This window comes from Angustibacter aerolatus (genome assembly GCF_054776675.1).
This window is the reverse complement of the sequence record NZ_BAAHBM010000002.1, coordinates 1-12,960: the sequence shown is the minus strand read 5'-3', so window position 1 is coordinate 12,960 and position 12,960 is coordinate 1. Positions and strand designations below refer to the sequence as shown.

The 12,960-nt window shown below is 74.9% G+C and carries 17 protein-coding genes and 1 tRNA gene; 7 read left to right on the top strand and 11 right to left on the bottom strand.

What is annotated here, in order from left to right:
• Positions 1 to 18 precede the first annotated feature (18 nt).
• The 5 genes from ACYVI6_RS00750 to ACYVI6_RS00730 all read left to right on the top strand — a co-directional run bounded on the left by ACYVI6_RS00750 (position 19) and on the right by ACYVI6_RS00730 (position 3,158).
• Positions 19 to 270, top strand: coding sequence for a hypothetical protein (locus ACYVI6_RS00750; RefSeq protein ID WP_460444535.1), 252 nt, complete (start codon positions 19 to 21; stop codon positions 268 to 270).
• On the top strand, positions 267 to 626 hold the full coding sequence (locus ACYVI6_RS00745; RefSeq protein ID WP_284287662.1) for a hypothetical protein: 360 nt from the start codon (positions 267 to 269) through the stop codon (positions 624 to 626). Before ACYVI6_RS00750 ends, ACYVI6_RS00745 begins: the two co-directional genes overlap by 4 nt.
• Entirely contained in the window at positions 623 to 892 is a 270-nt protein-coding gene (locus ACYVI6_RS00740; RefSeq protein ID WP_460444534.1) for a hypothetical protein, read from the top strand. Before ACYVI6_RS00745 ends, ACYVI6_RS00740 begins: the two co-directional genes overlap by 4 nt.
• Positions 893 to 954: 62 nt before the next feature.
• A complete protein-coding gene (locus tag ACYVI6_RS00735; RefSeq protein WP_460444533.1) occupies positions 955 to 2,508 on the top strand; it encodes an FAD-dependent monooxygenase in 1,554 nt (517 codons plus the stop codon).
• 2 nt (positions 2,509 to 2,510) lie between these two features.
• Entirely contained in the window at positions 2,511 to 3,158 is a 648-nt protein-coding gene (locus tag ACYVI6_RS00730) for a TetR/AcrR family transcriptional regulator (protein WP_460444532.1), read from the top strand.
• Positions 3,159 to 3,168: 10 nt separating this feature from the next.
• On the opposite strand, the gene ACYVI6_RS00725 is transcribed toward ACYVI6_RS00730, so the two are convergent.
• Positions 3,169 to 3,858 (bottom strand): SDR family oxidoreductase, encoded by a 690-nt coding sequence (locus tag ACYVI6_RS00725; RefSeq protein ID WP_460444531.1) that lies wholly within the window; start codon positions 3,856 to 3,858, stop codon positions 3,169 to 3,171.
• Between the two features lie 66 nt (positions 3,859 to 3,924).
• Here ACYVI6_RS00725 and ACYVI6_RS00720 point away from each other — a divergent pair, with 66 nt between their 5' ends.
• Positions 3,925 to 4,317, top strand: a complete 393-nt coding sequence (locus tag ACYVI6_RS00720; protein ID WP_460444530.1) for a MerR family transcriptional regulator — start codon at positions 3,925 to 3,927, stop codon at positions 4,315 to 4,317.
• Positions 4,318 to 4,338: 21 nt separating this feature from the next.
• Here the strand turns inward: ACYVI6_RS00720 and ACYVI6_RS00715 are convergent, their stop codons facing one another.
• The 6 genes from ACYVI6_RS00715 to ACYVI6_RS00690 all read right to left on the bottom strand — a co-directional run bounded on the left by ACYVI6_RS00715 (position 4,339) and on the right by ACYVI6_RS00690 (position 9,706).
• Complete coding sequence (locus ACYVI6_RS00715) at positions 4,339 to 5,058, bottom strand: ABC transporter ATP-binding protein (RefSeq protein WP_460444529.1); 720 nt, start codon at positions 5,056 to 5,058, stop codon at positions 4,339 to 4,341.
• Positions 5,055 to 5,813, bottom strand: a complete 759-nt coding sequence (locus ACYVI6_RS00710) for an ABC transporter ATP-binding protein (RefSeq protein WP_460444528.1) — start codon at positions 5,811 to 5,813, stop codon at positions 5,055 to 5,057. The genes ACYVI6_RS00715 and ACYVI6_RS00710 overlap by 4 nt, the downstream gene beginning before the upstream one ends.
• Positions 5,810 to 6,820: a branched-chain amino acid ABC transporter permease gene (locus ACYVI6_RS00705; RefSeq protein WP_460444527.1), complete on the bottom strand. Its 1,011-nt coding sequence runs from the start codon at positions 6,818 to 6,820 to the stop codon at positions 5,810 to 5,812. Before ACYVI6_RS00705 ends, ACYVI6_RS00710 begins: the two co-directional genes overlap by 4 nt.
• A gap of 4 nt (positions 6,821 to 6,824) precedes the next feature.
• Positions 6,825 to 7,709, bottom strand: coding sequence for a branched-chain amino acid ABC transporter permease (locus tag ACYVI6_RS00700; RefSeq protein WP_460444526.1), 885 nt, complete (start codon positions 7,707 to 7,709; stop codon positions 6,825 to 6,827).
• A 2-nt stretch (positions 7,710 to 7,711) separates the two neighbouring features.
• Positions 7,712 to 8,944 (bottom strand): ABC transporter substrate-binding protein, encoded by a 1,233-nt coding sequence (locus tag ACYVI6_RS00695; protein ID WP_460444525.1) that lies wholly within the window; start codon positions 8,942 to 8,944, stop codon positions 7,712 to 7,714.
• 168 nt (positions 8,945 to 9,112) lie between these two features.
• Positions 9,113 to 9,706: a TetR/AcrR family transcriptional regulator gene (locus ACYVI6_RS00690; RefSeq protein ID WP_460444524.1), complete on the bottom strand. Its 594-nt coding sequence runs from the start codon at positions 9,704 to 9,706 to the stop codon at positions 9,113 to 9,115.
• Between the two features lie 101 nt (positions 9,707 to 9,807).
• Between ACYVI6_RS00690 and ACYVI6_RS00685 the strand changes: the two genes are divergently transcribed.
• A complete protein-coding gene (locus tag ACYVI6_RS00685) occupies positions 9,808 to 10,557 on the top strand; it encodes an SDR family NAD(P)-dependent oxidoreductase (RefSeq protein WP_460444523.1) in 750 nt (249 codons plus the stop codon).
• Between the two features lie 61 nt (positions 10,558 to 10,618).
• On the opposite strand, the gene ACYVI6_RS00680 is transcribed toward ACYVI6_RS00685, so the two are convergent.
• The 4 genes from ACYVI6_RS00680 to ACYVI6_RS00665 all read right to left on the bottom strand — a co-directional run.
• Positions 10,619 to 10,691: transfer RNA gene (locus ACYVI6_RS00680), tRNA-Ala, on the bottom strand.
• A 62-nt stretch (positions 10,692 to 10,753) separates the two neighbouring features.
• A complete protein-coding gene (locus ACYVI6_RS00675) occupies positions 10,754 to 11,395 on the bottom strand; it encodes a histidine phosphatase family protein (protein WP_460444522.1) in 642 nt (213 codons plus the stop codon).
• Positions 11,392 to 11,802 carry a ribosome silencing factor gene (gene rsfS, locus ACYVI6_RS00670; RefSeq protein WP_460444521.1) on the bottom strand — a complete coding sequence of 137 codons (411 nt, stop codon included), beginning with the start codon at positions 11,800 to 11,802 and terminating at the stop codon, positions 11,392 to 11,394. Before rsfS ends, ACYVI6_RS00675 begins: the two co-directional genes overlap by 4 nt.
• A 61-nt stretch (positions 11,803 to 11,863) precedes the next feature.
• A partial coding sequence (locus ACYVI6_RS00665) for a LytR C-terminal domain-containing protein (protein WP_460444520.1) occupies positions 11,864 to 12,960 on the bottom strand: 1,097 nt, incomplete at its 5' end.

The following is a 12,960-nucleotide window of genomic DNA, read 5'->3' as shown; positions in this document are numbered from 1 at the left end:
GGTGGACGGCTGATGCACGTGCCCGATCTGCACTGGCTGGTCCAGCGGCCCCGGCTCACCGCCGTGACGTGGGTGCTCCACGCGGTGGTCGACGTGACGACCATCCTCACGATGCTGGAGCTGCGGCACCACCACCTCCGCTGGTTCCAGTGGGTCGCGTACGCCCTCGTCGTCGCGGTGGTGGTCACCGCCTTCCAGTGGTGGGAGACGCATCGCCCGCTCCCCCCGGCACCTGGCCGGACGTCGCGCGCCGAGGGGTCGGGCCGGTGAGCGAGCGGGTCACGCGGTTCGCGACGCACCCGCCGCCCGCGCTGCGGCTGCTGGCGGTGCCGCTGCTGGCCCTGATGGTCTGGTCCCTGGCCGAGCACCGCGGCCTCGGTCACGGCCTGCTGGCCGCGGCGGTCTACGGCCCGGTCCTGATCCCCTTCGCGGTGGCGCCCGTTCGCGTGAGCGCGTGGAGCCGGCGGCACCCGCACCTCGACGGCGCGGTGCTCGGCCCGCTGGTGCTGGGCGCCGTGGCGTTCCTGACGCACCAGCCGATCTGGGTGGCGGTGCTCGCCGGCGTGGTGGGCAGCGGCCTGGGGGTCGCGCTCGGCGAGCGGCGTCGACGCCGGGTCGGGCGGTGAGCGATGAGCGGCCCGCGTCGGGCACCGGCGCGCCGCGGCCGGGGCACGGGCGCTCGTGGTGGGCGTCGACGCGACCGCGGACCCTGCTGGTGCTCGGCGTGCTCGGCGCCGTGCTCGCGGTGGTGCAGCTCGCGCTGGGCGCGGCCCGCGGCCACCGGCTGAACGCACTGAGCGGCCTCTTCTGGCTCGCGTGGAGCGCCTACCACCTGCGGGCCTGGCGTCGGCGCCGTCGCGACGACGTGCGGCGATCGTCCGGGCGGGGTTGACGGACGGCAAGGGCGACGACAGACTGATCCGGACAACAACAATCCGCTTTCAGGAGTCGCCTGTGTCCGCACCCTCGTCCCGACCGCCCGCGACCGACTCGGTCCCCCGACCCCGCGACGTCCAGGACGTCGACGTGGTGGTGGTCGGGGCCGGCCCGACGGGGGCGACGGTGGCCGGCGACCTGGCGCGGATGGGCCGGTCGGTGGTGGTGCTCGACAAGTGGCCCGCGGTGAACCCGGCCAGCCGCGCGTTCGCCACGCAGCCGCGCACGCTCGAGCTGCTCGACAGCCGGGGCGTCGCCGAACCGCTGCTGGCGCGGGCCGGGCGGGCCGAGACCGTGCACCTGTTCGCCGACCGCCCGCTGCGGCTCAGCGAGCTGCCCACCCGCTTCCCCTTCGTCATGGTGCTGCCGCAGGCCGAGGTCGACCAGGCGCTCGAGGACCGCGCGCGCGCCGAGGGTGCGCAGGTGCTGCGCGGCCACGAGGTCGTCGCGCTGCACCAGGACGACGCGTGGGTGACGGTGACGGCTCGGCCGCGCGACGACGACGACCCGGCGCACGCCCGCACCGTCCGGGCGCGGTACGTGGTGGGGGCCGACGGCGCGCACAGCACGGTGCGCGAGCTGGTCGGGGCGCAGTTCCCCGGCGAGGAGGTGCTGTCGTCGGTGGTGCTCGCCGACGTCCGGCTGTCCGGGCGCCCGCGCGGCGCCGGGCTGGTGCTGGGCAGCACGCCGTCCCGCTTCGGGTTCCTGGTGCCCTACGGCCGCGGTGACGGCGAGGGGGCCTGGTACCGGGCGATGCTCTGGGACCGCGACCACCAGGTGTCGGACGCCGAGCCGGTCGGCGAGGCGGAGATCGTCGACGGGCTGCGCCAGTCCATGCGCCAGGACCTGGGCGTGCTCGAGGTCGGCTGGCACTCGCGGTTCCACTGCGAGGAGCGGCAGGTGCCGACGTACCGGTACGGGCGGGTGCTGCTGGCCGGCGACGCGGCCCACGTGCACACGCCGATGGGCGGGCAGGGCATGAACACCGGCGTGCAGGACGCCGTCAACCTGGCCTGGAAGCTCGACGCCGCCCTGCGCGGCGCGGACGACGAGGTGCTCGACAGCTACCAGGTCGAGCGGCACCCGGTGGGCGCCCACGTCATCGAGGCCTCGGGCAAGATGATGCGCGGCATCACCCTGCGCCCCCGCCTCGCCCGCGCCGTGCGCGACACCGTGTTCGGCGTGCTGATGCGGCTGCCCCGCACGCGTGGCGGCATGGCGGCGAACTTCGGCGGCCTGACGATCCGCTACCCGGCCGGCCCTGGCGACCACGAGCTGGTCGGCACCCGCGCGTCGTCGGTGCCGCTCGACGGCACGACGGTCGAGCAGGCGCAGCGGTACCTCGGCTTCCTGCTCGTGCACGCCCGGGACGACGCGGCAGCCGGCGACGCCCGGGTCGGCCACGACGTCGCCGACCTGGCGCACGCGCGGCGCACCGACGCGGGGCCGGCCCTGCTGGTGCGCCCGGACGGGTACGTCGCGTGGGCGGGCGACGACGACGGCTGGCTGGCCGTGCTGGCTCGTTGGGGCGGCACCCGCGAGCAGGCGCCGGCCGCGGTCGCCGCACGGTGACGGTGCCGGCGGGACCGCCCCGGGTGCGCCGCGACGTCGCACGCAACCGCGAGCTGCTGCTCGGCGCCGCCGACACCCTGCTGGCCGAGCGCGGCCTGCGGTTCACGCTGCACGACCTGGCCGCGGCGTCCGGGCTGGGCGTGGCCACGGTCTACCGGCACGTGACCGACCGCGACGAGCTGCTCGCCGCCCTGGTGCGACGCCGGTTCGAGACGATGCGCGACCTGCTGACCGGTGCCGAGCAGCACGCCGACCCGGTCGAGGCGCTGCGGCAGGGCGTGCTCGCGGTGTGCCGCTTCCACGCCAGTGACCGCGCTGCCCGCGAGGCGCTGCTGTCGGACGCCGCCCGCGACCGCGAGCTCGCGGAGCAGACCCTGCGCCCGGTGGCCCAGCGGCTCGTGCAGCGCGCGCTCGAGAGCGGCCGGGTGCGACCCGACGTCCGCGAGAGCGACCTGCCGATGCTGTTCCTCGCGGCGGGGGCGCTGGCCTCGGCCACCGTCCCCGTCCGCGAGGACCTGTGGCAGCGCTACGTCGACGCGCTGCTCGATGGCCTGCTGCTGCACGACGCCGACCGCCGCGGCGGGCAGGTGCCGGCGCCCAGCCCGGTCGAGCTGCGCGCGGTGCTCGACGGCATCCGGCGGGCCCGCTGACCGGCGGCGGTCAGGCGGCGAGGAACCGCTCGTAGAACGCGCGGGGGTCCTCGGCCAGCGACGCCTTCACCAAGGCGCTCCAGTCGTCGACCACGACCTCGAGGTCGCCGGCCTCGACGGCGTCGAGGGTGCGACGAGCCACCTCCGCCGGGTCGGTCTTCGGCCCGTCGATGCCGCTGGCCATGTCGGTGTCCGCCAGGCCGAGGTGCACCGACGTGACCCGGGTGCCCTGGCCTGCGAGCTCGAGCCGAAGGGCGTTGCTCATGGCCCAGTTCGCGGCCTTCGAGACGGCGTACGCACCGGCACCCGGCGCGGCGAACCACGACAGCGCCGAGGCCACGTTGACGACCGCGCCGCCGCCGTTCGCCCGCAGCACCGGCGCGAAGGCCCGCACCATCTCCAGCGTCCCCCAGAAGTTCACGTCCAGGGCGGCCCGGACGCCGTCGAGGTCGCCCAGCAGCTCGGCGCCGGTCGAGATGCCGGCGTTGTTCACCAGCAGGTCGACGTCGCCGGCCAGCTCGGCGGCCGCGCGGACGGCGGCGGGGTCGGTGACGTCGAGCGCGACCGGCGTGGCGCCGGGCAGGTCGAGCGTCTCGGGACGGCGGGCGGCGGCGTAGACGGTGGCGCCCCGCTCGAGCAGCTGGCTGGCGAGGTGGCGGCCGATGCCGCGGTTGGCTCCGGTGACGAGTGCGGTGGTCATGCGGCTACGCTAAGACCTCACGCTGACGTCAGGTGCAAGTCCTGTGGCGAGCGACACGGAGGACGCATGCGGATCGGGCAGGTCGCCGAGCAGGCCGGGGTCAGCGTGCGCGCGCTGCGCTACTACGAGGAGCAGGGTCTGCTGGCCGCCGAGCGCACCGCCGGCGGGCAGCGCGACTACCCGCCGTCCGCCGTCGACCGGGTGCGGTTCATCCAGAACCTCTACGCCGCCGGGCTGAGCAGCCGGGCCGTGCTGCGCATCCTGCCCTGCATGGAGCACGGGGTGCTCACCGACGAGATGCACGAGCGGCTGCTCGCCGAGCGCGCGCGGGTCGAGACGCAGCTGGCCGAGCTGACCGAGACCCGCGACAAGCTCGACGAGGTCATCCGGCTGGGTCAGGCGCACCGCGCTGCGACCGGCGGGCACGACGACGTCGCAGGCTGCGCGCTCACGGGCTGACCCGGTTCGCTGACGGCCGGGTCACGAGGCGCCGGCCCGCGCCGCCAGGTGCCGGTCGACCAGGTCGCGGTTTGCCAGCAGGTCTGACGCCGCACCGGACCAGACCACGCGGCCCGAGCCGAGCACCACCACGCGGTCGGCGAGGCCGGTGACGAACGCCAGGTCCTGCTCGGCGAGCAGCACCCCGACCTCGAACACCTGCGGCAGCCGGGCGATGGCCAGCTCCAGCTGCTCCACGACGAGCGGCGCGAGACCCTCCGTCGGTTCGTCGAGCAGCAGGAAGTCGGGGGCCGTCATGAGCGCGCGGGCGATGCTGACCGCCTGCTGCTCGCCGCCGCTCAGCGCGTAGCCCGCACGACCGAGCAGCCCCTCGACGAGCGGGAGGTGCGCGACCACCCGGTCGAGCTGGTCGGCGGGCGCCTGCTTCGTGCGCGCCAGCTCGAGGTTCTCGCGCACGCTGAGGGCGGTGAAGACCCGACGGTCGTCCGGCACCCAGGCCACGCCGAGCCGGCAGATCCGGTACGTCGACAGGCCCCGCACCTCGCGGTCGCCGACGCGCACGCTGCCGCTGACGGTCACGCCGGGCTCGGCCACGACCGACTTCAGCAGCGTCGACTTGCCGGCGCCGTTGCGCCCGAGCAGGCCCACCGTCTCGCCGCGCCGCAGCTCGAGGTCGACGTCGGTGAGCGCCCGCGCCAGTCCGTACGACGCCGTCAGGCCACTGATCCGCAGGGTCGTCACGCCCGCTCCCCCGTCCGGCTGCCACCGAGGTAGATCTCCCGCGTCTGCGGCGCGTCGCGCACGACCTCGGGCCGGTCGTCGAGCACGACCCGTCCGCCGGCCATCAGCACCACGCGGTCGGCCAGGGCGAACACGACGTCCATGTCGTGCGCGGTGACGACGACGGCCAGCTCGGGCCGCTCGCGCCGCAGGTCGCGCAGGATGCCGATGGTGCGCGGCAGGTCCTCGGGCGCCATGCCCGCGGTCGGCTCGTCGAGCAGCAGCAGGCGGGGCCGCTGCACGGTCGCCATCGCGATCTCCAGGTTCTTCCGGTCGCCCTGCGAGAGCGCCGCACCGGTGGTGGTGCGCCGTCCCTGCAGGCCGGCCGCGGTCAGGGCCTCGTCGACCGCGTCGTCCGGCCGGCTCGGGCCGGCCCAGAACCGGCGGTGCCTCCCGGCCGCCGCGTCGCACGCGAGCACGACGTTGCGCTCGACCGACATCGTCGGGAAGCAGCGCGCGACCTGGAACGTGCGGGCCACCCCGCTGCGGGCCAGCCGCCGCGCGCCGGCGCGGGTGACGTCCTGACCGAAGAGGTGCACCGAGCCGGCGTCCGGCGTCTGCTCCCCGGCCATCACCGAGAACAGCGTGGTCTTGCCGGCGCCGTTGGGCCCGATGAGGGCGACGGTCTCGCCGGCGTCGACCGTGAGCGACACACCCTGGACGACGGGCGGCCCGCCGTAGTGCTTGTCGATCCCGCGCAGCTCCAGGACGCTCACGACGACCTCCGGCGCCGGACCAGGGCGGTGACGGGCTCGGCGAGGCCGAGCAGGCCCCGCGGCAGCACCACCACGACGACCAGCAGGATGAGCCCGAGGACCAGCGAGTGGTGGGTGGTCTCCCCGAACAGCCGGTCGTCGAGCAGCACGAACACGATCGCCCCGACGGCCGCCCCCCAGAAGCGGTGCAGCCCGCCGAGCAGCAGCATGACGATGATCTGCCCGCTGAACGTGAACGTCAGCGTCGTCGGCGTGACGATCCCCTGCTGCTGGGCGAAGAGCACGCCCGCGACCCCGGCCACCGCACCCGAGAGGGTGAAGGCGCTGAGCCGCAGCGCCCGCACCGGCAACCCGATCGCGGCAGCCTTCACCGGGTCGTCGCGGACGGCGTTGAGCCCCGCGCCGTAGGGCGAGAGCTGCACGCGCCGCAGCACGCCGAGCAGCACCGCCACGACGACGACCGTGTACCACCACAGGTGCTGGCCGTCGGTCAGGTCGCGACCGGCGAGCGTGCCGGCCGGGATGCCGTAGACGCCGTTGTCGCCCTGCAGCAGATCGAGCTTGAACGTCAGCAGGTACGCGACCTGGCCGACCACGAGCGTCAGCAAGGCGAACTCCACCCCGACGATGCGCGCGCCCAGCGCGCCGACGGCCACCGCGGCGGCGGCTGCCACCACCGTGCCCGCCAGCACGACGAGCAGCGGCGAGAGGTCGTGGTCCTTCAGCAGCCCGGCCGCGTAGGCACCGGCCCCGAAGAAGGCGGCGTGGCCGAAGCTGTAGACGCCGCTCCACCCGAGCAGCACGCCGAGGCTCGCCGTCAGCAGCGCGTACACGACCCCGAGGGTGAGCACGAACTGCAGGCTCTGGTCGACGAGCAGGTGGATCAGCGAGAGGACCACCGCGAAGACCAGCGGCTCGAGCAGCGCGCGACGGCCGCTGCGCACCGGCTGGACCGTGCGCCGCACCGGCGGCGCCGCCGCCGTCCGGACGCTCTTGAGCAGGCTCATCGGCTCAGGCCCTCCGTGTGCGGGCGTCGCCCAGCAGCCCCTGGGGCCGCACCAGCAGCACCACGGCGACCAAAACGTAGAACGTGAAGCCGGTGAGCGCCGGCACCCACGCCACCGCGGCCGTCTCGGCGACGCCGACGAGCAGCGCGGCGACCAGCGAGCCGGCGACCGAGCCGAGACCGCCGACGATGACCACCGCGAAGCACTGCAGGACGAACGCGTTGCCCAGGCTCGGCGAGACCGACACGTTGGGCACCATCAGCCCGCCGGCGAACCCGGCGAGCAGGCTGCCGAGCGCGAAGACCAGCACCAGCACCGCGCGGGCGTCGACGCCGATCGCCTGCGCCATCGTCGCGTCCTGGGCGATGGCGCGCACCGACCGCCCGGTGCGGGTGCGGTGGATGAGCAGCCGCAGCAGCACCGCGACCACGGCTTCCATGCCGACGAGCACGACGTCGTACCGGCTGACCACGGCCCCGAGCAGGTGCACGTCACCGGCCAGCAGGTCGGGCTGGCGCTGCGAGCGGTTCCCGGTGCCCCACACCAGCTCGCTGAGACCCTCGAGCGTCAGCAGCACGGCGTAGGTGCCGAGCAGCATCGTCATGTGGTCGGCGCGGTAGAGGCGCCGCACGACGCCGACCTCGGTCAGCAGACCGACGACGGCCGCGAGCAGGGCCCCGGCGAGCACCGCCAGCACGAACGCGAGCAGCGAGGGCGTGCGACCGCCGAGCAGGCTGGTCGTGAGCAGCGCACCGAGCACGAAGAAGGCCCCGTGCGCGAAGTTCAGCACCCCGATGACGCCGTAGATCAGCGTCAGGCCGCTGGCGACCAGGAAGATCGGGACGCCGTAGGCCACGCCGCCCAGCAGCACCGACACCAGCTGGGCCACGGTCAGCCCTCCGGCTTCACGATCTCGGTCTCGAGGAAGCGGACGTCCTCGGTGGCCTCGGGGTCGCCGACGCTGAGGTTCACGACCACCGGGGTGTCGGCCTGGTGGGTCGTCGCGTCGATGGTCAGCCGGCCCGCCGGCGAGTCGAACTGGACGCCGGGCAGCGCCTTCAGCACCGCCTGGTAGTCGGCGGAGCCGGCCTTCGCGATCGCCGTCGCGTAGGCGTGCACGGCCAGGTAGGCGTCGTACCCCCAGCTCTCCGGCTGCTGCTTCGTCTTGGCGACGAAGTCCTTCACGAACGCGGCGTTGGCCGGGCTGTCGTAGGCCGAGTACGTGTAGTCGTAGGCGTTCCACACCTTCGGCGCGCGCCCACCGAGCGTGCGCGCGACCGGGTAGTAGCCGCCCGGCTGCACGATCACGGCGTACTTCGACGCGAGGGCGAGGTCCTGCGCCTGCTGCAGGAAGCTCGCGGTGCCGGCGCCGTACGTGCCGAGGTAGAGCGCGCTCCGGCTGCGGTCGCCCGCGTCGGCGGCCAGGGCCTGCACGTAGGGCTTGAAGTTCTGCTCGCCCAGCGGCACGAAGGTCTCGCGCTTCGTCGCGAGGGCGACGCCGCTCGACCGCAGCGTCTGCTGGTACAGCTTCCACTCCGTGGTGCCGGTGACGTAGTCGTAGCCGAAGGCGCTGTAGCTGGTGACCTGCGGGTGCTTCTCGGCCACCACGCGGGCGAGGCTGACGACCATCGCCGTGTCGTTGTTGGAGGTGCGGAAGAAGTTCGGGAAGGGCGCCTTGGCGCCCCGCACGCCGGTCAGCCCGTCGTTGGCGCACCCCGTGGCGACCATGACGACCTTCAGGCGCGGCAGCTGCGGCGCCGTGGCCAGGCAGTTCGCGCTCGACAGCAGGCCGAGCTGCAGCTGCACGCCGTCGGCGGCGTACCTGCGGATCGCCGCGGCCGCGGTGGCGGAGGACGCGCCCTCGTCGGCGCTCTCGAGGGTCAGCTGCTTGCCGAGGACGCCGCCGGCGGCGTTGATCTGGTCGACGGCGACCTGCGCACCGGCGACCTGGTTCGTGCCGATCTGGGACTGTGCCCCGCTGATCGGCCCGATGAGGCCGAGCCTGATGGTCTTCGCCTCGGCACCCGCCCCCGATCCCCCGGACCCTCCGCAGGCGGCCAGCGCGACGGCGGCGGCGCTCAGCCCCGCCGCCAGCGCGACGGCCTCGAACGACCTCTTCCTCATGACGTTCCCCTTCTGAGCCGGACGACGGGGCGCGCGTCCGCCGGCGCGGTCCGCGGCCGGAGCGCACACGGAGGACATTGGTTGACAAGTGTTCACAAGTCAACTCGGACGCGTCGCGCGTCCTTGTCCGGCGTCAACCCGTCGCCGCGACGTGCGGCTGGAAGGGCCCTACCGAGTGCGGCGGGGCAGGCCGTCGACCGCGGCCTGCGCGATCCCGAGCAGCACGGCCTCGTCGGTGCCGGCCTCGCCGAGCGCCTCGATGCCCCGGTGCACGGCGAGCAGCAGACCCGCGAGCCGCTCGACGTCGGCGTCGGCGTCGAGGTCGCCGCTGCGCCGGGCGGCCGCCAGGTCACGTGCCAGCGCCGCCCGGAGCCCCTCGAACGCGGTGCGCGACCTGGCCGACACCACGTCGTCCCGCTCGGCCAGCTCGGCGGCACCCTTGGCCAGCAGGCAGGCGCGGTGGCCGGGCTCGGCGCTGGTGCGGGCGTGGTCGAGCAGGAAGGCGGTCAGCCGCGGCAGGGCCTGGTCGTCGTCGCCGCCGAGCTGCTCGACCGCCGACCCCACGGCCGCCGTGCAGTAGTCGTCGAACACCCGGTGGAACAGCTCGCGCTTGCCACCGAACGCGCCGTACAGGCTGCCCTTGCCCAGGCCGGTGGCCGCGGCGATGGTCTCCATGCTGGTGCCGGCGTACCCGGTCGCCCAGAACTGCTCGCGCGCGGTGCGCAGCACGCCGTCCTCGTCGAACTGCCTGGGTCTGCCCACCCGCTGATGCTAGGCGTTCTTGACCGCTCCGTCCACAACGATCTACGTTGTGGACGCCTCGTTCCAGAACGGGGCTCCGACGAGAGAGAGCGAGCAGCACGATGAGCGGGATCCTGGACGGCAAGGTGGCCGTGGTCACCGGCGGCACGAGCGGGATCGGGCTGGCGATCGCCCGCCGGTTCGCGGCGGAGGGCGCACGGGTGGTCGTCACCGGACGCCGGCAGGCGCAGGTCGACGAGGCGGCCGCGGAGCTCGGGCCGCAGGCGGTCGGGGTGCGGGCCGACGTCGGCGACCTGGCCGACCTCGACGCCCTGTACGAGGTCGTCGCCGAGCGGGCCGGGCGCATCGACGTCCTGGTCGCGAACGCCGGCGGCGCCGAGCGCGCCGTGCTGGGCGAGATCACCGAGGAGCAGTTCGACGCCACCTTCGCCGCGAACGTGAAGGGCGTGCTGTTCGGCGTGCAGAAGGCGATGCCGCTGCTCGTGCCGGGCGCGTCGGTGATCCTCATGGGCTCGACGGCGTCCGTCCGGCCCGACCAGGGGCTGGAGGTCTACGGCGCGACCAAGGCCGCGGTGCGCAACCTCGCCCGCAGCTGGACGCTGAACGCCCGGGCCAACGGGTTCCGGGTCAACGTGCTGAGCCCCGGCCCGACCCGCACCCCCGGCCTGCTCGGCATCGTCCCCGAGGACCAGCAGGAGGGGTTCGCGCAGGCGCTGGGCGACGCGCTGCCGGCCGGCCGCCTCGGCGACCCCGACGAGATCGCGGCGGCGGCGCTGCTGCTGGCCTCGGACGCCTCGGCCTTCGTCAACGGCGCCGAGTGGTTCGTCGACGGTGGTCGCACCAGCGTCTGACGAGCGCCCCGGACGTGGAAAGAGCCGCTCCGCAGCGTGGCGGAACGGCTCTGACCTCGGGTGGAGCTGAGGGGATTCGAACCCCTGACCCCTTGCATGCCATGCAAGTGCGCTACCAGCTGCGCCACAGCCCCGAGCTCCCCTGGAGGAGCGTGGCGATACTACCCGGTCGTCGGGCCCGAGGTCCAAACCGGGGTCAGCTCTCGTCGCCGATCACGTCGCCGGGGAGCGTGCCGGCGTTGTGCTCCTCGAGCGTCCAGCGGTCGCGGTACTCCTGGACGATGCTCCAGTGGCAGTTGCCGAGACCGGTCAGCACCGGCCAGTGCTCGCGCGGGACGCCGAGGAGGGTCTGCAGGCCGCTGGTGATGGCGCCCCCGTGCGAGACGACGACGAGCAGCGCGCCCTCGGGCAGGGCGCGAGCGTGCTCGTCGACGGCCTCGGCCACCCGGGCCCCGACCTCGTGGCGCAGCTCGCCGTCGCCGCCGGGACGCACGTCGTGACCCGAGCGCCAGGCCGCGCGCTCGGCGCCGTACCGCCCGTCGATCTCCTGCATGGTCATGCCCTGCCAGCTGCCGGCGTACGTCTCGCGCAGCCGCTCGTCCTTCGTGACGGGCAGGCCGGTGCGGGCGCCGAGGGCCGCTGCGGTGTCCCAGGCGCGGCACAGGTCGGAGGCGACGACGGCGTGCGGGTGCAGCTTCACCAGACGCTTCGCCGCGCGGGCCGCCTGGGCGCGCCCGGTCTCGTCGAGGCCGATGTCCTCCTGCCCCTGGAACCGCCCCGCCGCGTTCCACGCCGTCTGGCCGTGCCGCAGCAGCAGCACCTGACGGCGGGCGCTCACCGGCGGTCCGCCGGCTCGCCGACGCCGGACTCGGGACGACGCCCCCGCGCGTGCTCGGGCAGCTCGATCGACGGGCAGTCCTTCCACAGCCGCTCGAGCGCGTAGTAGGTGCGCTCCTCGTCGTGCTGCACGTGCACCACGACCTCGGCGTAGTCGAGCAGCACCCAGCGGCCCTCGCGCTCGCCCTCGCGGCGCAGCGGCTTGGCGCCGTGGGCGCGCAGCGCCTCCTCGACGGCGTCGACGATGGCGCCGACCTGCCGGTCGTTGGGCGCCGAGGCGACGACGAACGCGTCGGTGATGACCAGCTGGTCGCTGACGTCGATGGCGACGACGTCGGTGGCGAGCTTGTCGGCGGCCGCCTCGGCGGCGGCGAGGACGAGCTCGCGCGCGCGGTCGGACGCGGTCACAGGGACTCCTTGCTGAGGGGGTGAGCAGATCGGGTGCAGCACCCGATCATCCCACGCCCGCTCAGTGCCGCGCGAAGTCCGCGCCCAGCACCACGACGACGTCCGCGACGGTCGGCGCGCTCTCGCTGATCCGCAGCGACGTCCTGGGCAGCCCCAGCGCCGTCGCCACCGCCAGGCCGCGCCGGCGGCTGGCCGAGGTGCCGTCGCCGATGAGCACCTGCGAGGTCTCGACGCCGAAGCCGTCGACGTTGCCGCCACCGACGTAGCGGTACCCGGCCTCGACCAGCTCGCCGCGCGCGCTCTCGCCCAGCCCGGGCGTGCCGACGCCGTTCTGCACCAGCACCTTCAGCCGGCCGCCGGGCGGCACCGGCAGGGCGGCGCCGGGCAGCCGCTGCGCGACCATGGTCGCCGCGGCGGCTTCGTCCAGGCCGTACGCCTCGGTGTCGCCGCCGGTGTCGATCTCGTGCACCGGCAGCACCGTCGAGCCCATCCGGCCGGCGCGCGCCGCGTCGTGCACGTCGCCGGTGACGGTCAGCACGGCGTCGAGCGCCGCCTTCGTCGGGGGGTGCGACAGGCTGGTGACCAGCGCGAGGCGCGAGGCCCGGTCGGCCGGCAGGCCGGCGAGCACGGCGGTCAGCACGTGGTCCTGCCGGGCCAGCCGAGCGGCCTCCGGCTCGTCGGACCCCAGCATCACGGCGTACGCCGCCGCCTGGGCACCGGTCAGGTGCTGGGCCGGGCCGGCGGGCACCAGGATCCGCGAGCCCGACCTCGCCCCCTCGGTCACGTCGACGTCGACGTCGACCGTGACGCCGCCGACGCCGTCGACCAGCGTGACGAGGTCGGACCGCGACAGCTGCCAGGTCGCGTCGACCCGCAGGCCGAGCGCGTCGGCCACCGCCCGGCCCGGCGCCTCGGGGCCGGGCACGAGCGCCTGCGCGACCGCGATCCGCCCGGCGACCGGCACGTCGAGCAGCAGCCGGCTGGGCACCATGACCTGCTGCGCGTCGCCCTGCGGGGTGCCCGCGAGCACCGCCACGCCGGTGAGCCGGTCGTCGTCCGAGAGCGCGACGGCCACCACGCGCTGCACCGGCACGGACGCCGCCACCGCGGTCGTCCGAGCCGGCTGGTCGTCGTGGCCGGCGAGCGCCCAGGCGGTGC